This is a genomic window from Paraburkholderia eburnea, assembly GCF_002917095.1.
Taxonomy (GTDB): Bacteria; Pseudomonadota; Gammaproteobacteria; order Burkholderiales; family Burkholderiaceae; genus Paraburkholderia; species Paraburkholderia eburnea.
The window spans coordinates 129,000-148,146 of sequence record NZ_PQGA01000015.1 but is presented as its reverse complement, the minus strand read 5'-3'; the positions used below and the strand labels follow the sequence as shown (position 1 = coordinate 148,146).

The window sequence follows — 19,147 nt, the reverse complement described above, 5'->3', positions numbered from 1 at the left end:
CTTCGCGGACGAATCTGCAAAACAAGGTCGGAATTATGAGCGCGCGCAACTTCACGGCACGGCTGCCGCGCGGCGTGCGACTGTTATGCCTCGCCGGTCCCATGGTCGCGCCGGCCGCGCTCGATAATTTCCATCAGTTCTTCGTCGGACATTGGCCGCACGCTACAACAATCCGGGCATGTACGACGTGCGCGAGGGGCCGCACCTCAGATTTCCAGACGCTGCCGCCCTGGCTCCCGGGCATGATCAGGATTTCCAGACACCCGGTTCCGACGCTTTCCCGCGTGGATCGCGGGCGGGTCCGAACCCTGATGCGAATGTCCTGGGGCATTCGCATGAATCCACCAGTTTTCGCAACAGATGGTGTAGAACATTTGATACTGGCAACACGCGCAGGAGGGCGGCATGAATACCAGGGGCCCACGGGAGGCGGCTTTCGAACGCCTACGCTGGGAGATAGACGGAGTGGAACATGGCAGGAAGATCCTTACGCATAGCTCACGGTCTTTTTCTCGACCGCTTCCGCCAGCGCTTCGCGCACCTCATCCAGCACCGGTCCCCACTGCCCCAGTTCGTGCTGTCTGAAAAGCCGCACCGACGGATACCACGGACTATCGGCGCGCGCGGCCATCCAGCGCCAGTCGGTGCAGGCCGGCAGCAGCACCCAGACCGGCACGCCCGCCGCCGCAGCCAGATGCGCAACCGATGTATCGACGGTCACGACCAGATCGAGTGACTGCACGATCGCGAGCGTGTCTTCGAACGTCGCGATCCGCTCGCCGAGTGGCGTCATGTCGATCTGCTCAGGCAACGCGTCGAGCGCACGCTGCGCATCGCCCTTCTGCAAGGCGAACCAGGAAACGCCGGCTTGCGTGAGCACGGCCTGCAAGGCATCCAGTGTCGTCGAGCGGTAGCGGTCCAGATCGTATTGCGGATTGCCGGCCCACACGAGCCCCGCGCGCAAAGTGCCCTTTGGCGTCACCGCATTGAGTTGCGCACTCCAGCGTGTAATCTCCGGCTCGGGCGCACCTAGATAAGGCATCGCGATAGGAAGATCGTCTAATGTGAGATTCATGCGCTCGGGCATGCGGAACATGCGGCACCAGAAGTCGTAGTCGCCGCGCGGCAAGTTGCTGAAGGCCTGGCGCACGCCGCGCGCACGACGCGCCACGCCAACGAGCGCCTCATCGACCCAGGCATCGACCAGCGCACCGGCTCGATGCAGCCATGCCGCGCAGCGCAGCAACTGAATCTGATCGCCGAGTCCCTGCTCGCCCAGCAGCAAAAATCGCTTGCCGGCAACCGGCTCTCCCTGCCATTCGGTGAACGGTGGGCGCGTGAGTGTACTGTTTTCCGGCAAGCGTTCGTTCCACGCGTACTGCTTCCAGCCTGCTTCGAACGCGCCCTGGCGCAACAGCGAAACGGCCAGGTTGAACTGGATGTGCGCGTCGTCGGGACCGAGGCGGGCGGCCGCGACGTTGTACTGATGCATGGCGGCGAAATCGCCACGCATATGCGACGCATAGCTCGCGTTGTGGTACAGCAGCGCCAGCGAAGGATCGACGGCAAGACCCTGCTTCGCCACGTCGAGCGCGATATCGAAGCGGTGGAGCCGGTTCAACGTAAATGCGAGTTCCTTGAGCGCGACGGCGTCGGCGGCAAATTCAGCCCGCAGTTGCGCGATCAGCAAATCGGCCCGCTCCAGACGGCCGAGCCGCGATTCGAGCTTGAGCAAGTCCAGTCCGTCGGTAAGCCGCGCGACGCCAAGGCGCCAGGCATGCTCGAGATAGCGCACGGCATCGCTATCGTGACCCGCCTCCCGGCAGAAGTCAGCGAGGCGCCGCGCCGCGTGATGAAGCGCCGGGTCGAGCGCAAGCGCTTTCTCGTAATGCTGGCGCGCCTCGCCCCGGCGTTGCGCGAGCGTCAGCACATCGGCGAGATTGCGGTGCAGCGTAGGCGTGTCCCCCGCGAGCATCAGTGCGCGATGATAGGCCGCCTCCGCCACGACATGCTCGCCCGTCATCGCCGCCATCAGGCCACGGTGCTCCCAAAGTTCGGCGTTCGCTGGAGCGGCCTGTATCGCGCGGTCGAGGTAGCCGCGCGCGTCGTCCTTACGCCCTGCCCGCATGCAAGCGAGTGCGAGACGGTGCAATGCGCCGGGATGGTTCGGCTCGCGCGCCAGCACGCGCTCGTATTGCGCAATAGCGTCGATGCATTGGCCGGCGGCAAGGTACCGGTCGGCAAGCGCGAGTTGTTCGGGCGGTGACAGATCGTCGGCGGCAGTCAGGGGCGGCGCGATTTCGGCGTGGTTCATTGCAGGAGAGGCGGGTGCGGAGCAGCGGATTGCCGCTTTCGATGTTTTAAAGATAGCGAACTGCACCCGCAGATCGAATCGGACGGTTCCGAAAACCCACGCTCACGGGGAACGCCCTCGCAGACCGACGTGCGAAGCATTCTCATTTTTCTGCTGACTCGCGCTTCTACTTAAATCCGTGCACGAACGCTTACCTTTGCTTTTAATCAGCAACATGAGAAGAAACGCCCGCTTACATCCTTTTAATTGTGTTAACCCTCCGCGAGTCAACGATTACGCATAATCGTTCGTTCTGGAGATATAGCGGCGGTTGCAAGATTGAGCGAACGGAAATGGGATTTGCGGCAGCGCCGACGACGACCGGCGGTACGCATCGTTAGAGGTCGGGGCGGCCCGGTCCGCCGCCCGTATCGGCGTGCGGGCGGGTGTGCGGCAGCGCAGCGTATTGCGACAGGGAAAGCCCGGCCCAATGCAAAAAGCCCTCGACTCAGTCGAGGGCTTCGTGGGCATTAACCCGCCAACCGAATAAGTATATTCCTGCTCGCTTAATAAATCCTGACGCTGTACGAATAAAGCAACACACGCACCTGAAAAGCTCTTTTACGTTGGGCGACACTAGCGCGCCCGAAGTACCGAGTCGGATAATCGTCTTACTCAGGAGAAAGATCATGGACGCCAAACCGCCAAGGATTCCGACCCCGGACCAAGTTTTTAGCCCGGATCCGGAACCGGTGGCCGTCGAGTTTCTCGGCGATGAATTGCCCGCACACGTGCGGGCATTTCTCGACGAGCAACGCAAGGCACACGAACAGCAGTAATGAGAAAGCGCTTTAGCGCTTACGGGGCAGGAGAAACGGCAGTCCACGCCGACTGCCGCGGTTGTCTGCGCACAGTTGTCGCGCCCTCAAACGATGGCGCGCGATTCTGGCCGGGCGCGTCAAGCCACGTTCGCCAACGCTAAGGCACGCTGCGTTCCAGCGCGCGCCGCTCGCGCTCGTGAGCGCGCATCCCGATCTTCCGCCTGATAACCGGCTATCCTTCGCTCTTTCCCTCGCGGCCTGCCGGCCTTCACTCCGCAATGACTTTCCGCTTCCGCGCAGTCGCGTCCTGGGTTGCCGCCCTGCTCTTCGTCTTGCCCGCCGTTTCGGCACACGCCGATGGAGACGATACTTCCCTGACCAATCTCGTCGCGCTCGTCTCGCAGCGACTCGCGCTCGCGGAGCCGGTCGCGCAATGGAAGTGGGCCAATCACAAGCCAATCACCGATACGCCCCGCGAAAACGCCCTGCTCGCCGACGTACAGAAGCGCGCTACGGCAGCCGGTGTCGATCCGGTATTCGCGCGCGCGTTCTTCCGCGATCAGATCGATGCAAGCACGCAGGTCCAGCAAGCACTGTTCGCGAACTGGCGCAACTCGCAGGCGCCTGCCGGTCCAGCGCCGGATCTGGCGAGCGTCACGCGTCCGCAATTCGATCGTCTGACGGGGCAACTGATTGGCGCGCTCGCGCGCGTACAAGGCACGCGCACGGCGGACGATTGCCCGGCGCGAGTGGCGCGGGCCGTGGCGAACTGGAAGGAATTGACGCGCTACGACTCCACGCGCGCCGACGCCATGACCCATGCGCTCGGCCATGTCTGCGAGGCGGGCGGCGTGGGCGGCACGGCTTGAAATTCGCGCAGACGTCGGGCTAGAGAACGCTCGCGACACCTTCAGAGACGGACGGCTCGAGCGGCAGCACGCGCAGCCCCCGCTCCAGGCGCGCCTGCAGAATTCGCCAAGTAGAGAGTTCGAAGGGCGCCTCGGCAGCGATCGCCGCAGCAGCCAGCGTACCCGCCTCCGACGCGCTCGACGCCGCGCCGAGGTAGCACCAGCGATCGATCACGTGAAAGACCGCCGTACCGCGCACGGCATCCTGCTCCTCGATGAGCACCGCCCCGCCAAACGGCCAGGGCGCGGAAACCGGATCGAGCTTCGAGACGCGCGTCGCACGATTGAACGATGGCCGCAGTTGCGTGAGCCAGCGCGCCTCGACCAGCAACGCGCCGATCTCGCCGCCCGTTGCCTGCCATTCGACGCGGCGAATCTGCTGCGCCATGCGCTGCTCGCGCGACGAACGACGCTCGCCCGACAGATGCGAACGCACACGCTGACGCACGCGCACACTACGTCCTACATATAGAGGCGCATCGTTTTCGCCGAAGAAGGCATAGACGCCATGCCCCGCCGGTGCGGTTTCGATCAGATCGTCGGTGATGTCGCCCGCGAGGCGATGGCGACGTGTAAGACGCTCGATCTGCGTCGCCAGCATCTCGTCGGGCACGAGACCAGGCAGACGTTGCCAGAATTGCCAGAGCAGGTCGGCATCGGCGAGTGCGCGGTGGCGATCGGCGGCCACGAGCGCGTGGCGCTCTACCAGCGCATCAAGTCCATGACGTTTCTCGGCAGGGAACAGCGCGCGTGACAGCCGTACCGTGCAAAGGACGTCGGGATTGAACGTAAGGCCCGCCCGCTCGAATTCGGCGCGCAGAAAACCCCGGTCGAAACTCGCGTTGTGCGCGACGAAGAGCTTGCCCGTCAGACGCTCGAACAGCGCCGGGGCGATTTCGGCGAACGTCGGCGCGCCTCGGACCATGGCATTGCTGATGCCGGTGAGCTGCTGAATAAAGGGCGGAATGGGTTGCTGCGGATCGACCAGCGAACTCCAGCGCGTGGCCTGTCCATTCGTTACTTCGACGATGCCGACTTCGGTGATGCGGTGTTCGCCCACCGAGCCTCCCGTCGTTTCAAGATCAACAAAGACGAGGGGGACGTCGCCGGACGACGGTTCGGCGCTCAAATTGGTGTCGGACATGGTGCAACGGTAGAACGAAGAGAAGAAATCGGCCCAAGTATGCACCGTTTGGGCAAAGCTCGCAGCGATTTCGCGAACATGGCCGCTTTCGGCATTGCATTTTAATGACGCGATTGACGGTTTTTTGAATTGGGGTTTTCCCGTTCAAACGCAGGTTTTTATAATGGCGATCGATATTCTTATCCGATCTTTCTTTATGCCAAAAACAAAAAAGCCCTGGATACCCAAGGCTTGCCATTATGCGGAGAGCAAATGTTCAGAACGCTCGACCCGCCTGCCCGAAGTGTGCCTGAAGTGTGCCCGAAGTGGCGAAGCCACGCCAGGCAAACACGGGCACTTACAGCGGCTGGATGTTCGCAGCCTGCTTGCCCTTCGGGCCAACCTTGACGTCGAACGAGACGCGCTGGTTTTCCTTCAGCGACTTGAAGCCTTCCGAGCGGATCTCCGAGAAGTGCGCGAACAGATCGTCACCGCCGGCATCCGACGTGATGAAGCCAAAGCCCTTAGCATCATTGAACCATTTGACAATACCGGTTTCCATGTTTCCGTTTCCCTCGAAATAAAATGACGCGGGCATACCCTCACGCCGAATTCAAACTGAGCCGCCCTCACCGCAATGCCAATGCAATTGAAGCTGAAAGGCCAATTCAGAATTGCCGTTATACGGGGAACGCCAATCGCCAGTCAAGCGAATTTTTTATAACAGCAATCCCGTATCCGGGATAAACCGGCGTGCATCAAAAAACCCGCAAAAACATATGCAAATGAAATGATAACGAATGCGCGTAATTTTTTACTCATCGCGCGAAAGGTAAAGCGTCAGTCGGGAAAGATTACGTGAAATGTAACAATTAGTGTCAAACGTAAGTGTTTTTACCTCTTGTTCGTGCCAGGCAAAAAACTCATGATGAATACAGCTAGCAGCGATGGGAGGCGACCATGCTGACGTTACTACGACGCTGTTTTCATTGGCTGGTCGAAATAGACAGCCCGGAGCCGGGAAGCGACGCGAACGAAATCGAGGCTTATGGATCGTGGCACGGCGATCACTGGCATAACCTGCTGTGCTCACCGATGGACGCCCGGCATTACGTGATGGAAGACTGGAGCCTGCAGTCTGAGCCGCCTGAGAGTCCTGCCCGCTAGGGCATGATGAGTGGCGGGAAACGTGCGTACGCGCACGACAGGCAAAAAAAAGCGCAGCCAAGGCCGCGCCGACAAAGGTTTGGAGATCTTTTTCGTCAACGAAAAAGTCTGCTTCGGAAAGCAGCCATTGCAGTATAGCCGCAGGGTTCCGACCCATTAACTCTGCGGCACACAATCATCTGTTACGGGCAACGCAATAATCGTGGTTGAGACCGATTATTACCGTTTTCTGCAATCGATTATTGTAGCGGTTGCACAACGCCCTTCAGTTGACACTTCTTCCAGCGTCTTGCATAAATCCGCTCAAAGCCCCATCCAGTAAGGCTTGAAGCCGGCTCAAATATCATTCCGAAAATCGCAATACTTTATTGCGCAAATCGGAATGCCTCGATTGCAGCGACCCTCTTCTACACTCTGCCTGTCCGGAAACCGACAGCGACGGATTTGACGCGCCACGCGGGCTTTGCCTCTCGCTGCGATCCGTGTGGACGGTTTCCCAAACAGGGTTCGACGAAACCCACCTCTGTTCTCGGAGTTACAAAGATGAAAAAGACTCTCATGGTCGCTGCCCTCACGGGCGTTTTTGCAACGGCTGCGCATGCACAAAGCAGCGTTACGCTGTACGGCCTGATCGACGCCGGCATCACCTACTCGAGCGCGCAAAAGGGCCACGCTACCTACCAGGCAACGAGCGGCACCGTCAACGGCAGCCGTTTCGGTCTGCGCGGCGCTGAAGACCTCGGTGGCGGCCTGAAGGCAATCTTCACGTTGGAAAACGGCTTCAACATCGACAACGGCAACCTCGGTCAGAAGAGCCGCCTGTTCGGTCGTCAAGCATTCGTCGGTCTCGCAAGCGACCAGTACGGTGCTGTGACCCTTGGCCGCCAGTACGACTCCGTCGTCGACTACCTGGCACCGCTGTCGAACACGGGCACGCAATTCGGCGGCACGATCGCCGCTCACCCGTTCGATAACGACAACCTGAACAACTCGATCCGTTTCAACAACACGGTCAAGTACAGCAGCGTCAACTACGCTGGCTTCAAGTTCGGCGGCACGTACTCGTTCTCGAACAGCACCGAATTCGCGAACAACCGTGCGTACAGCTTCGGCGCATCGTACAACTACGCTGGCCTGAACGTTGCCGCTGGTTACCTGCAAACGAACAACAACGTCAACAACCAGCAATTCAACGCGGCGACGTTCTCGGGCGCGCAAGCTGGCGACTACACGTTCGGAGCAGGCCGTCAACGCACGTTCGGCGGCGGCGTGAACTACACGTTCGGCCCGGCAACGGCTGGCCTCGTGTACACGCAGACGCAACTGAGCCAGGCAATCGGCATCTCGCCGACGCAATCGGGCACGACGAACGGCGTGGGCTTCAACGCAAACAGCGCACGCTTCCAGAACTTCGAAGGCAATGTTCGCTACGCTCTGACCCCGGCAATCAGCCTGGCAGGCGCGTACACGTACACGCGCTCGAACTTCGGCGGCGGCGTGAACCCGAACTTCCACACCGTGGCTCTGCAATCGGACTACGCTCTGTCGAAGCGCACGGACGTCTACCTGCAAGGCGACTGGCAACACGTGTCGTCGAACGACGGCGGCGTGACGGCGTTCCTGAACGGCCTGAGCTCGGCTTCGGGTCGTCAGGACCAGGTCGCTGTGACGGTTGGTATGCGTCACCGCTTCTAAGATGCACATCGCTGGCCCCTGCGGCCAGCCGTGCAGCTAGAAAGCCGCCTTCGGGCGGCTTTTTTTATTTCTGCCTCAACGCGGCACGGCGGCCAACGCTCGCTCAGGCTCCCCGCGCCGGGTAGCGCACATCGAGCACGTCGATCGGCTCCGGACCCGCAGGCGTGAACAGCGTCACCTGATCGCCGATCTTCGCCTTGATGAGCGCCCGCGCGATCGGCGAGACCCAGCTCACATGCCCGAGGTCCAGATCGACCTCGTCCACGCCCACGATCGTGACCGTGTGCGCTTCGCCATCCTCGGTGCCGTATTCGACGGTCGCGCCGAAGAACACCTGATCCACGCTCTCCTGGCGGCTGCTGTCGACCACCTCGGCCAGATCCAGCCGTTTGGTGAGAAAACGGATACGCCGGTCGATCTCGCGCAGCCTGCGCTTGCCGTAGATATAGTCGCCGTTCTCGGAGCGATCGCCGTTGGAGGCGGCCCAAGAGACGAGCTTGACGACTTCAGGCCGCTCCTCGTCGATCAGATGCAGCAGTTCGCCGCGCATGCGTTCGTAGCCGGCGGGCGTGATGTAGTTCTTGGCGCCCGCGGGAATTTCAGGATGACCGGATTCGAGATCGTCGTCGTCGTTGTCGGTCGATTCTTTGACAAAGGCCTTGTTCATGATGGTTCGATTGACTGCGTTGCTCGTGTGATGCTGATGCGTTGCTCGCGGCTTCGGTTCTGACTTCCGGCCAGGCGCCCAGTGCTGCATGCAGGTCCAGCAAGACCCTGCGGCCCTCCCCTGAGGTTACACGAAGCACGCTTTCAAACAAATCGCGATAGGGGGCTTCCATTTCCTGAAAACCTTGCTATAATCTCCTTTCTGTGTGCGGCTGTAGCTCAGTTGGATAGAGTACTTGGCTACGAACCAAGGGGTCGTGGGTTCGAATCCTGCCAGCCGCACCAACTTTTATGAGTTTTGCGTTAGCTTTATCAGCGCAAGTCTCCAGTAACACTGCAGTATGTAGTATCGCTTTTGCGTGCGGCTGTAGCTCAGTTGGATAGAGTACTTGGCTACGAACCAAGGGGTCGTGGGTTCGAATCCTGCCAGCCGCACCACCTCTCGAAGGGCCTTCCTGATTCAGGAAGGCCCTTTGTCTTTGTAGCGTGCTTTTTACGCGCCCCTCCCTTGCTTCGTCGCGTCAACGCGGCGGCGAACCGATATCGCCGATCTGCGCGTCGGGCCGCGGCACATCCTCGGCATCGCCAACGTCGCCCGGCTCCGCCGCGAGTTCCGTGTCCATGCCCGTGAGCGCCTGAGGCTGGCGCAGCATCGTCTCTACCGTGCCACCGAAGCGGCTCTTCACGAAGGCGCGCAGCAACGCCTCGCGCGTCGTCGCGCCATGCGCTTCGGCCGTACGATGGCTGCCGACGAATTCGGCCACACAGAAGGCCGGTTCGCCCTCGCGCCGCTCGTGCAACTCGACACGTACCGCGCGGTCCAGCACGACGCCCGCCGCGTCCCACGACGTGCTCGGCTCGAAGCGCCCGTCCCAGGGCTTGCCGCGATCATTGCCGCGTACGGCCACGGTCTCGCCGCTATCGGTGAAATAGATCTCGCGCACGAAGTCAGGCAGGCTACGCGCCACCCAGTAATCGAGTTCGAGGCCGGTCAGATCAGCTACGTTCATGGCTTGTCCTCGCTTCCCACGGGAAAGTGTTCGAGGGGCGCCTCAAGGCTCAAATCGCTTATTGAAGCCAGGAGGCCGCGCCGGTTTGGCCGCAGAAGGTCGGGCCAGAGTGTGTGTGACGCCAGATACGACACGGGCGGCCCACAAGGGCCGCCCGCCTGAAACCGCAATCAGTAATCGGCGCGTTCGCGATCGATACGCATGCCGCCGTCGTGGCGATGATGCCCCTCGTCGCTCGGGCGTTCGCGCGTGATGCGCATGACGTCCGGATTCGTGCGCACGCGGCGCATGACGTTCGCGAGATGCACGCGGTCGCTCACCTGGATCACGAAGCGCAGCATATTCGACTCCTGCGCGAGGTCGTCGTCCATGGCGATGTGCACGATGTTCGCGTCGGCCGAGGTGATATCAGCGGCCACGCGCGCGAACACGCCCTTGGTGTTCTTCACCAGCACCTTCACGGCCACGTCAAACAGGCGGCCCGGCTGCGGCGCCCACGCGACGTCGATCCAGCGGCCCGGATCGCGGCGATGGATGCGCTGCGCCACGCGGCAGTCGGTCGTATGGATCGCCATACCGAGGCCGATGCCGATATAGCCCATGATGTCGTCGCCCGGAATCGGCCGGCAGCACGCCGAGAGCTGCACCGACATGCCCTCGGTGCCCGTGATGACCACGGGCGGCGCCTGCGGCGCGTTCGGGTCGCGCGGCGGATGGTGGTGTTCCTCGTCGTCGGCGTCGAGGCCCTTCATCAGCACTTCGATGCGCTTGGCCATGACCGCCGCCACGCGCCGGCCAAGGCCGATATCGGCGAAGATTTCCTGGCGATTCTTGTTGCCGGTCCACTGGACCAGCTTTTCCCACGTTTCCGGCGTGACTTCCGAAAGCTGGTAGCCATAGCCCTTGAGCGCCTGGTCGACGAGCCGCTCGCCGAGTTGCACGGATTCCGTGAGACGCATCGTCTTCAGGTAGTGACGGATTGCCGAGCGCGCCTTGCCGGTGCGTACAAAGCCGAGCCACGCAGGATTCGGCTTGGAATACGGCGCGGTGATGACTTCGACGATGTCGCCGCTCTTAAGCTCCGTGCGCAGCGGCAGGAGTTCGTTGTTGATCTTCACCGCGACGCACTGGTTGCCCAGATCGCTGTGGATCGAATAGGCGAAGTCGAGCGCCGTCGCGCCGCGCGGCAGCGCCATGATCTTCGCCTTCGGCGTGAAGACGTAGACCGCGTCCGGGAACAGGTCGATCTTGACGTGTTCGAGGAATTCGCTGGAATCGCCCGCCTCGCTCTGAATGTCGAGCAGCGACTTGAGCCACTGATGCGCGCGCTTTTGCACGTCGTTCAGATCGGCGCCGCCGTTCTTGTAGAGCCAGTGCGCGGCCACGCCCGCTTCGGCGATTTCGTGCATCTTGCGCGTGCGCACCTGAAACTCGATGGGCGCGCCGAACGGCCCCACGAGCGTCGTGTGCAGGGACTGATAGCCGTTCACCTTGGGAATGGCGATGTAGTCCTTGAACTTGCCCGGCACGGGTTTGTAGAGCGCATGGAGCGCGCCGATGCAGGTGTAGCATTCGAGCGCCGACTCCACCACCACGCGAAAACCATAAACGTCGAGCACCTGCGAGAACGACAGCTGCTTGTCGCGCATCTTCTTGTAGATGCTGTAGATGGTCTTTTCGCGGCCGGTGACTTCGGCATCGAGCTTCGCGTCGGCGATCGCGCGCTGCACCGCCTCCAGGATCTTGCCGACCACTTCGCGGCGATTGCCGCGCGCCGCCTTCACCGCTTTTTCGAGCGTGGCGTAGCGATTCGGATTGAAGTTCTGGAAGCTGAGATCCTGCAGCTCGCGATAGGTATTGTTCAGACCCAGGCGGTGGGCGATCGGCGCGTAGATGTCGATCGTCTCGCGCGCCACGCGGCGGCGCTTTTCCGGCGGCACCGCGCCGAGCGTGCGCATGTTGTGCAGACGGTCGGCGAGCTTCACGAGAATCACGCGCACGTCGCGCGCCATCGCGAGCAGCATCTTGCGGAAATTTTCCGCCTGCGCTTCCTCGCGATTGCGAAACTCCATCTTGTCGAGTTTCGACAGGCCATCGACCAGTTCCGCGACTTTCGCGCCGAAGCGCTCGGCGATTTCCGCCTTGGTCACGCCCTGGTCTTCGATCACGTCATGAAGCAGCGCCGCCTGGATGGCCTGCGCGTCGAGCTTCCAGCCGGCGCAGATTTCCGCGACGGCGACGGGATGCGTAATGTAGGGTTCGCCACTCTGACGATATTGCCCGAGGTGGGCTTCGTCGCTGAAGTGAAACGCCGCCTTGATCTCCTTGATTTCCTCGGGTGTGAGGTAACCGGAAAGCGCAGCGGTCAGATTGGCGATGGAGACGACCCCGTGTTTGCGGGGCTGCTCGGGTGTTGCGGTGGGCCCGAACAGATGGCGAAACGACTGTTCGAGAACCGCGTCGATGTAATTGCGCGCAGGGCTTGAGGTCTCGGCTTCCTGGTCCACCTCGGTGGCCGGCGAGGGCGTCGTGCTCATGTTCCCCTCCGTATCAGGTCAGGCGTTGACGGTCGGCGCACAGCGCCAATTACATGACAGGTAAAACAGGTACGGCAACTACGGATACTACGAAGACTTGCTACAAGGACTGCAAGGCGCCGTTAAACGGGCACCTTTTTCAGCATTTCCAGACCCACCTGGCCAGACGCGATCTCACGCAGCGCGACGACGGTCGGCTTGTCGCGGCTTTCGATCTTCGGCGTATGACCTTGGGCGAGCTGACGTGCGCGATACGTTGCGGCGAGCGCCAGTTCAAAGCGGTTCGGAATCTGTTTCAGACAATCTTCGACGGTGATGCGGGCCATGTCGGTTCCTTCTCATTCTCAGCAGGTTCTTATTCTACCTTATGTGCCCGATGCGCCGGGCTGCGGCAGGTGGATGCCGAGCTGGACGAAGAGCTCGGTGTGTCGCGCATACTGCGAAGCAAAGCGCATGCGCGTGGCGCTCACGATATTGCGCAGCTCCTGCAGCGCGGTATCGAAGTTTTCGTTGATGACGACGTATTCCGATTCGCTTGCATGAGCCATCTCGCTACCGGCTGCCAGCAGTCGTCGCGTGATGACGTTGGGTTCGTCTTCGCCGCGTTTTTTCAGGCGTTCCGCGAGCGCATCGAGCGACGGCGGCAGGATGAAAATTTCCACCGCGTTGCGAAACTGCTTCTTCACCTGCTGCGCGCCTTGCCAGTCGATTTCGAGCAGCACGTCGTGGCCCCGCTTCATCTGGTCTTCGATCCACACGCGCGAGGTGGCGTAGTAGTTGCCATGCACTTCCGCGCTTTCGAGGAACTCGCCTTGCGCGTGGCGCGCGAGGAAATCGTCGACGGTCGTGAAGTGATAGTGCTCGCCGTCACGCTCTTTCGAGCGCGGCGCGCGCGTCGTGTACGAAATCGACAGACGGATCGCGCTGTCTTCGGCGAGCAGCGCGTTCACGAGCGTGGACTTGCCCGCGCCCGACGGCGCGACCACCATGAAAAGATTGCCCGGATAAACGCCCGCGTACGGATTGCGCGGTTTCGTTTCAGCCTTGTGCGCGCCGGGTGCGCTGGTCTGGTCGGTCATGTTCGTTGCTTCCTGTTTTGCAGCTTGATTCACCGCTTTTCGTTACCCGACGATACGTGTGTGCGTCTGTGCATGCGCACACACGCACGCCCTTATTCGAGGTTCTGCACCTGCTCGCGCATCTGCTCGATGAGCAGCTTGAGCGTCATCGACGCATCGGCGAGTTCCTTCGCCGCGGCCTTCGAGCCGAGCGTGTTCGCTTCGCGGTTGAGTTCCTGCATCATGAAGTCGAGGCGCTTGCCGACGCGCCCGCCCTTCTCGATCACGTGACGCGTTTCGTTCAGATGCGCGGTGAGACGCGAAAGCTCCTCGGCGATGTCGATGCGGATGCCGTACATCGTCACTTCCTGGCGAATGCGCTCGGCGACTTCCTCACGCGAAACATTGCCGATGTTGCCACTGCCATTGCCACCATTCGCGGCATCCGGCGCGGCGATGCCGAGCGCTTCCTGCAGACGCTCGACGATCTTCTGCTGATGCTTGACGATCAGATCCGGCACGAGCGGCGTGATCTTCGTGACGATCGCTTCCATCTCCGCGACGTTGGCGAGCAGCATGTTGGCGAGTTGCGCGCCTTCGCGGCCACGCACCTCGATCAGATCGGCAATCGCCTGCTTGCCGCAGCCGAGCACCGCATCGCGCAGCACCTCGGGCGCGACGCCGCTTTCCGCCAGCACGCCGGGCCAGCGCAGGATTTCGCCCGTGCGCAGACGGCCCGATTCCGGGAACGCTTCGAGCACGGCGCGTTCGAGCACCGCGAGTTGTTCGAGCGCATCGCGATTGAGCGCGCCCGCGTTGGCGGCCTGCTCGCTGCGCTGGATGTTGATGCGGATGTCGACCTTGCCGCGCGAGAGCTTCGTCATCAGCATTTCGCGCAGGGTGGGCTCGATGACGCGCACGTCTTCGGGCATGCGGAAATTCAGGTCGAGAAAGCGCGAGTTCACGGTACGCAATTCGACGGAGACACTGGCGCCGCCCGTGCCCGATGCCGCAACCAGTTCGCGCGTGGCGCTGGCGTAGCCGGTCATGCTGTAAATCATGGTTCGTCTCGCGATGAAGCCGCGGCGGCGCACCTGAAGGGCGCCGGTCACGGCGAAGGGATTCGAGGCGCCCGGCGTGTACGCGTGCTGTCTGTGACGCTCGATGACGCGGGGCGGAGAAACCGTATTATCCCATTTTTGGCCACGCGCCCGCCGCAGCGGCGGTTGCGTCGAATCCTCGCCCTCAGCCGCTCCCACGGCCGCGCCCGTCGTCCGCCACGCGAAGGCGGTAAAATTGTGTTTTCCCCTTCCTTGCCGTGCCCCCGCGCACACCCCACGATGACCCAATCCGTTCTGCGCCCCTCCGGCCGTGCCGCCGACCAGCTTCGCGACGTCCGCATCACCCGCCACTTCACGAAGCACGCCGAAGGTTCGGTCCTCGTCGAATTCGGCGATACCAAGGTGCTGTGCACCGCGAGCGTGTCCGAAAGCGTGCCGCCGTTCCTGCGCGATAAGGGTCAGGGCTGGCTCACCGCCGAATACGGCATGCTGCCGCGCGCCACCCACACGCGCAGCGACCGCGAAGCCGCGCGCGGCAAGCAGACGGGCCGCACCCAGGAAATCCAGCGCCTGATCGGCCGTGCGATGCGCGCCGTGTTCGATCTCGAAGCGCTCGGCGCGCGCACCATCAACCTCGACTGCGACGTGCTGCAGGCCGACGGCGGCACCCGCACGGCGAGCATCACGGGCGCGTTCGTCGCGGCCCATGACGCCGTATCGAAGCTGCTGGCAGCGGGCAAGATCGAGCGCTCGCCGATCACCGACTACGTGGCGGCGATTTCGGTGGGCGTGTACGAAGGCCTGCCGGTGCTCGACCTCGATTACGCCGAAGATTCGCAATGCGACACCGACATGAACGTCGTGATGACGGGCTCGGGCGGCATGGTCGAAGTCCAGGGCACGGCCGAAGGCGCGCCGTTCTCGCGCAGCGAACTCAACGCGCTGCTGGACCTCGCCCAAGGCGGCATCGCCACGCTGATCGGCATGCAAAAAGCGGCGCTGGGGATCGCGCATGGCTAACGCAGCACAAACGGCATCGCAAACGCCAGGCAACGACGCGGGCCCGCTCGGGCGCGTCGTGCTGGCTTCCAACAACGCGGGCAAGCTGCGCGAATTCGCGGCGCTGCTCGACGCCGCGGGCATCGAACTGGTGCCGCAAGGTACGCTCAACGTGCCCGAAGCCGAAGAGCCGCACGCCACTTTCGTCGAGAACGCGCTGGCCAAGGCGCGTCACGCCTCGAAGCTCACCGGCCTGCCGGCGCTCGCCGACGACTCCGGCCTGTGCGTGCGTGCGCTGCGCGGCGCGCCGGGCGTGTATTCGGCGCGCTACGCGCAACTCGCGGGCGGCGAAAAAAGCGACGCCGCCAACAACGCGCTGCTCGTGCAGAACCTGGCGCAACAGGCCGATCGACGCGCGTACTACTACTGCGTGCTCGCCCTCGTGCGCCACGCCGACGACCCCGAACCGCTGATCGCCGAAGGACGCTGGCATGGCGTCGTGATCGACGCGCCGCGCGGCGACAACGGCTTCGGCTACGACCCGTACTTCTACGTGCCGGGCCTCGAAGCGACGGCTGCCGAACTCGATCCGGCACTCAAGAACGCGTCGAGCCATCGCGCAATCGCCCTGCGGCAACTGCTCGCACGGCTTGAGGAGGAAGCGTGAGCCAGCAGCACAAGATCGGTCTGGACGTCGTGCAGTCGTTCACGATGCCGGGCAGCATTCGCCTGACCTCGCTGCCGCCGCTCTCGCTTTACGTGCATTTCCCGTGGTGCGTGCGCAAGTGCCCGTACTGCGACTTCAACTCGCACGAATGGAAAGGCGAGCGCTTTCCCGAGGACGATTACCTGGACGCCCTGCGCGCCGACCTCGAACAGGCGCTGCCGCTCGTGTGGGGCCGCCAGGTGCATACGATTTTCATCGGCGGGGGCACGCCGAGCCTGCTGTCCGCGAAGGGGCTTGATCGCCTGCTCTCGGACGTGCGCGCGCTGCTGCCGCTCGACGCCGACGCGGAAATCACGCTCGAAGCCAATCCCGGCACCTTCGAGGCGGACAAGTTCGCGCAGTTTCGCGCGAGCGGCGTGAACCGACTGTCGATCGGCATCCAGAGCTTCAACGAGGCGCATTTGAAGGCGCTCGGCCGCATTCACGACGCGGCGCAGGCGCGCCATGCGGTGGAAGTCGCGGCGAACACCTTCGACAATTTCAATCTCGACCTGATGTTCGCGCTGCCGAAGCAGACGCTCGCCGAATGCCAGACCGATATCGAAACGGCGCTGGCGTTTGCGCCGCCGCATCTGTCGCTCTATCACCTCACGCTCGAACCGAACACGATGTTCGCGAAGTTTCCGCCCGTGCTGCCCGACGACGACCAGTCGGCGGACATGCAGGAGTGGATTCACGCGCGCACGGCCGAGGCCGGTTATGGGCGTTACGAGGTATCGGCGTACGCGCAGCCAGGGCGCCAGAGCCGCCATAACCTCAACTACTGGCGCTTTGGCGATTACCTGGGCATCGGCGCGGGCGCGCACACGAAGCTGTCGTTCCCGAACCGCATCGTGCGCCAGATGCGCTACAAGCATCCGGCGACTTTCATCGAAGAAGCGCGCGCGGGCAAGCCGATCCAGGAAGAGCACGAGGTGGGTGCGAAGGATCTGCCGTTCGAGTTCATGCTCAATGCGCTGCGCTTGGTGGAAGGCTTTCCGGTTTATCGCTTTATGGAGCGCACGGGCCTGCCGATCACGACCATCGAGCCGCAGTTGCAGGAAGCGGAGAAGCGCGGGCTGATCACGCGCGACTACGAGAAGATCGTGCCGACGGAGCTGGGCCAGCGCTTTCTGAACGATCTGCAGGAGCTGTTTTTGAAGGACGCGTAGTGATGGTTCGGTGAGCTTTGCCTGAGGATTTGATCTGCGCCATCGGCAAGGCTGCCGGTGTGCGCACAATCCAGGTTACAATGCGCGCCTCCGGAGGTGTGGCAGAGTGGTTGAATGCACCGGTCTTGAAAACCGGCGAAGGAGTAATCCTTCCGTGAGTTCGAATCTCACCGCCTCCGCCAGAACACCAATGAATACGGGCCTTTCGGCCCGTTTTTCGTTTTTACCCGCCAAAGATCCCACCAAAAGGCGAAGTGCTTTAATACCCGTTTCTTATGGGGATTTGAGGGAACACCAAACGGTGCCTTTGGTGTAACCATCCGTGAGCACTTGCTTGCGTGATCAGTCGTCGTTGCATTGTTGCGATCTTCGAGGTTTCCGCCCAAAAGGGCGAAAACGCCCACGGTGTCCGTCCGACCGGCCGTTGCCGCGCGTTGCGTGTCTCTTGATGCGGGACAGCCAAAGGGGGGCCAAAGTGACAGCCCCTTTTGAAGGGGGTGATTGAATTCAAATTTGCGCCGGATGGTGAGTATGACCGGGAAGCCAACCGTGATTTGCCCACTGTGATACCCGCCGAAACGCTGGCCCTCCCTGACCCCAAACCCACCCCCAGCTCTGTTCGATCCGCAGCCATTCAAGGCAATCGCCGCCGCCATTCTGCGAAACTAAGGGTCGCATTAAATTTTCACGTTCATACGCCCTCCCTGCTTTCCGGCATTTGACTAGGTAAAAACCCTAGGATTGCGCTAAAATCCCAATCTTCGATGGGATCAACCGCCATGCCGCACCGTTACCAGGTATTTGAAAAATTTGCTTTTTCGATCGTCGTTCTGTTCGCCGCGACGTGTTCGAGCTACATCGCCTGGGAAACCTCGCCCGATCTGCGTGCGAACGTCCAGGTCGGCAAGGAACTGTTCCTGAAGAGCGGCGAGTACTCGTACGCGTGCTCCGCCGTCGTGGCCGATCCCTGCGCGCAGTTTCCGGTCGAATAACCCGCTCGACCAGCCGATAGAACAACGCAGCGTCGCGCCTTCCTCGCGACGCCTGGCGACACCTCCGTCTCCCCGCTATCACGTCCTCCGGCTGTCCCTTCCCGGCCCTTACCCCGGCGCGGGTGACTGCGGATTGATTCCCCTCGCGTTTCGACTAAGCTCGAATCTGTCTCGCCTTCGAGCCTGCTCGCCATGCTCATCCGCGCTCGTACGCGCAGCGGCCTTGCGGCCGTGAGCGCTGCCGCTCTCCGCCGCCTCGGCCCGGCGCTGATGCTTGCGCTCGCAAGCGCCTGCACGATCACACCGCCGCCTCGACCGCTCCTCATCATTCCGCCGCAGGCCATCAACAGCGCGACCCTCGACGACTATCGCGCTCAGATCGCCAGGCGCATCGTCGAGCGCAATCCGTCCTACGTGCTGCGCGGCACGCCCCAGGCGATGTTGCGCTCGCTCGTGGTGGTCTCGTTCACGGTCAACCGCGACGGTCAGGTTGTGAAGTCGTCGGTCTATCGCACCAACGGCGACGACGACGCCGAAACCACCGCGCTCGCCACGCTGCGCCACGCGCAACCGTTGCCGGCGCCGCCGCCGCGCCTGCTCAACTCGGTCGGCCAGATCGAGTTGTTCGAGGACTGGCTTTTCAACGACGACGGCAAGTTCCAGTTGCGCACGCTGGCGTCGCCGCAAGCGCGCGACTACTGATCGCCGATTGATCCACTTCGCAGGACGGCGCGTCTTTCGAACGCCGGCAGAAGAGCTTGCGTGCGCCTTGCTGCGCGCCGCACCCGATCGTTATAATTTTTCGCTATCCCCCGCCGGCTTCGCGCCGGTCCCGCCTGCGCGCCGCGTCACCCACGCCGCGCCGCAGCGCTCATTGATCGTGCTTCGCACCCGCTTTGCGCCTATCGGCGCGCGCGAGCGCCGGTCCCCGCTTTCGCG

At 62.4% G+C, this 19,147-nt stretch carries 18 protein-coding genes and 3 tRNA genes; 12 read left to right on the top strand and 9 right to left on the bottom strand.

Annotated features, from left to right (window positions below):
• Positions 1–487 precede the first annotated feature (487 nt).
• Entirely contained in the window at positions 488–2,314 is a 1,827-nt protein-coding gene (locus tag B0G62_RS23130) for a tetratricopeptide repeat protein (RefSeq protein WP_103706529.1), read from the bottom strand.
• A 668-nt stretch (positions 2,315–2,982) separates the two neighbouring features.
• Between B0G62_RS23130 and B0G62_RS31775 the strand changes: the two genes are divergently transcribed.
• Both B0G62_RS31775 and B0G62_RS23125 read left to right on the top strand, forming a co-directional pair.
• Positions 2,983–3,132: a hypothetical protein gene (locus B0G62_RS31775; protein ID WP_167066521.1), complete on the top strand. Its 150-nt coding sequence runs from the start codon at positions 2,983–2,985 to the stop codon at positions 3,130–3,132.
• Positions 3,133–3,392: 260 nt separating this feature from the next.
• Positions 3,393–3,983: a chorismate mutase gene (locus B0G62_RS23125; RefSeq protein ID WP_103706528.1), complete on the top strand. Its 591-nt coding sequence runs from the start codon at positions 3,393–3,395 to the stop codon at positions 3,981–3,983.
• Between the two features lie 19 nt (positions 3,984–4,002).
• On the opposite strand, the gene B0G62_RS23120 is transcribed toward B0G62_RS23125, so the two are convergent.
• Together B0G62_RS23120 and B0G62_RS23115 are read right to left on the bottom strand one after the other, a co-directional pair.
• A complete protein-coding gene (locus B0G62_RS23120) occupies positions 4,003–5,166 on the bottom strand; it encodes an exonuclease domain-containing protein (RefSeq protein WP_103706527.1) in 1,164 nt (387 codons plus the stop codon).
• Between the two features lie 337 nt (positions 5,167–5,503).
• On the bottom strand, positions 5,504–5,707 hold the full coding sequence (locus tag B0G62_RS23115) for a cold-shock protein (RefSeq protein ID WP_027817418.1): 204 nt from the start codon (positions 5,705–5,707) through the stop codon (positions 5,504–5,506).
• A 398-nt stretch (positions 5,708–6,105) separates the two neighbouring features.
• Between B0G62_RS23115 and B0G62_RS23110 the strand changes: the two genes are divergently transcribed.
• Both B0G62_RS23110 and B0G62_RS23105 read left to right on the top strand, forming a co-directional pair.
• Positions 6,106–6,312 carry a hypothetical protein gene (locus tag B0G62_RS23110; RefSeq protein ID WP_103706526.1) on the top strand — a complete coding sequence of 69 codons (207 nt, stop codon included), beginning with the start codon at positions 6,106–6,108 and terminating at the stop codon, positions 6,310–6,312.
• A gap of 543 nt (positions 6,313–6,855) precedes the next feature.
• On the top strand, positions 6,856–8,007 hold the full coding sequence (locus B0G62_RS23105) for a porin (RefSeq protein ID WP_103706525.1): 1,152 nt from the start codon (positions 6,856–6,858) through the stop codon (positions 8,005–8,007).
• 103 nt (positions 8,008–8,110) lie between these two features.
• Here B0G62_RS23105 and greB read toward each other — a convergent pair whose 3' ends face one another.
• Entirely contained in the window at positions 8,111–8,674 is a 564-nt protein-coding gene (greB, locus tag B0G62_RS23100) for a transcription elongation factor GreB (protein WP_103706524.1), read from the bottom strand.
• 207 nt (positions 8,675–8,881) lie between these two features.
• Between greB and B0G62_RS23095 the strand changes: the two genes are divergently transcribed.
• A tRNA-Arg gene (locus B0G62_RS23095) sits at positions 8,882–8,958 on the top strand.
• A gap of 76 nt (positions 8,959–9,034) precedes the next feature.
• Positions 9,035–9,111: transfer RNA gene (locus tag B0G62_RS23090), tRNA-Arg, on the top strand.
• Positions 9,112–9,194: 83 nt separating this feature from the next.
• Here B0G62_RS23090 and B0G62_RS23085 read toward each other — a convergent pair.
• From B0G62_RS23085 to B0G62_RS23065, 5 genes are all read right to left on the bottom strand, one after another.
• Positions 9,195–9,683, bottom strand: coding sequence for a phage protein NinX family protein (locus B0G62_RS23085; protein WP_103706523.1), 489 nt, complete (start codon positions 9,681–9,683; stop codon positions 9,195–9,197).
• Between the two features lie 170 nt (positions 9,684–9,853).
• Complete coding sequence (locus B0G62_RS23080; RefSeq protein WP_103706522.1) at positions 9,854–12,220, bottom strand: RelA/SpoT family protein; 2,367 nt, start codon at positions 12,218–12,220, stop codon at positions 9,854–9,856.
• A gap of 122 nt (positions 12,221–12,342) precedes the next feature.
• Positions 12,343–12,546: a DNA-directed RNA polymerase subunit omega gene (gene rpoZ / locus B0G62_RS23075; protein WP_027817423.1), complete on the bottom strand. Its 204-nt coding sequence runs from the start codon at positions 12,544–12,546 to the stop codon at positions 12,343–12,345.
• 39 nt (positions 12,547–12,585) lie between these two features.
• On the bottom strand, positions 12,586–13,299 hold the full coding sequence (gmk, locus tag B0G62_RS23070) for a guanylate kinase (protein ID WP_103706521.1): 714 nt from the start codon (positions 13,297–13,299) through the stop codon (positions 12,586–12,588).
• A 92-nt stretch (positions 13,300–13,391) separates the two neighbouring features.
• Entirely contained in the window at positions 13,392–14,339 is a 948-nt protein-coding gene (locus B0G62_RS23065; RefSeq protein WP_103706541.1) for a YicC family protein, read from the bottom strand.
• A gap of 279 nt (positions 14,340–14,618) precedes the next feature.
• On the opposite strand from B0G62_RS23065, the gene rph reads away from it, so the two are divergent.
• The 6 genes from rph to B0G62_RS23035 all read left to right on the top strand — a co-directional run bounded on the left by rph (position 14,619) and on the right by B0G62_RS23035 (position 18,910).
• Positions 14,619–15,359, top strand: coding sequence for a ribonuclease PH (rph, locus tag B0G62_RS23060; RefSeq protein ID WP_103706520.1), 741 nt, complete (start codon positions 14,619–14,621; stop codon positions 15,357–15,359).
• Positions 15,352–16,005, top strand: coding sequence for an RdgB/HAM1 family non-canonical purine NTP pyrophosphatase (rdgB, locus tag B0G62_RS23055; protein WP_103706519.1), 654 nt, complete (start codon positions 15,352–15,354; stop codon positions 16,003–16,005). The genes rph and rdgB overlap by 8 nt, the downstream gene beginning before the upstream one ends.
• A gap of 44 nt (positions 16,006–16,049) precedes the next feature.
• Positions 16,050–17,216 (top strand): radical SAM family heme chaperone HemW, encoded by a 1,167-nt coding sequence (hemW, locus tag B0G62_RS23050; protein WP_407671169.1) that lies wholly within the window; start codon positions 16,050–16,052, stop codon positions 17,214–17,216.
• Between the two features lie 92 nt (positions 17,217–17,308).
• Positions 17,309–17,398 (top strand) — tRNA-Ser (locus B0G62_RS23045).
• Between the two features lie 597 nt (positions 17,399–17,995).
• Complete coding sequence (locus tag B0G62_RS23040; RefSeq protein WP_103706517.1) at positions 17,996–18,208, top strand: hypothetical protein; 213 nt, start codon at positions 17,996–17,998, stop codon at positions 18,206–18,208.
• A 270-nt stretch (positions 18,209–18,478) separates the two neighbouring features.
• A complete protein-coding gene (locus B0G62_RS23035) occupies positions 18,479–18,910 on the top strand; it encodes an energy transducer TonB family protein (RefSeq protein ID WP_227473036.1) in 432 nt (143 codons plus the stop codon).
• Positions 18,911–19,147 lie beyond the last annotated feature (237 nt).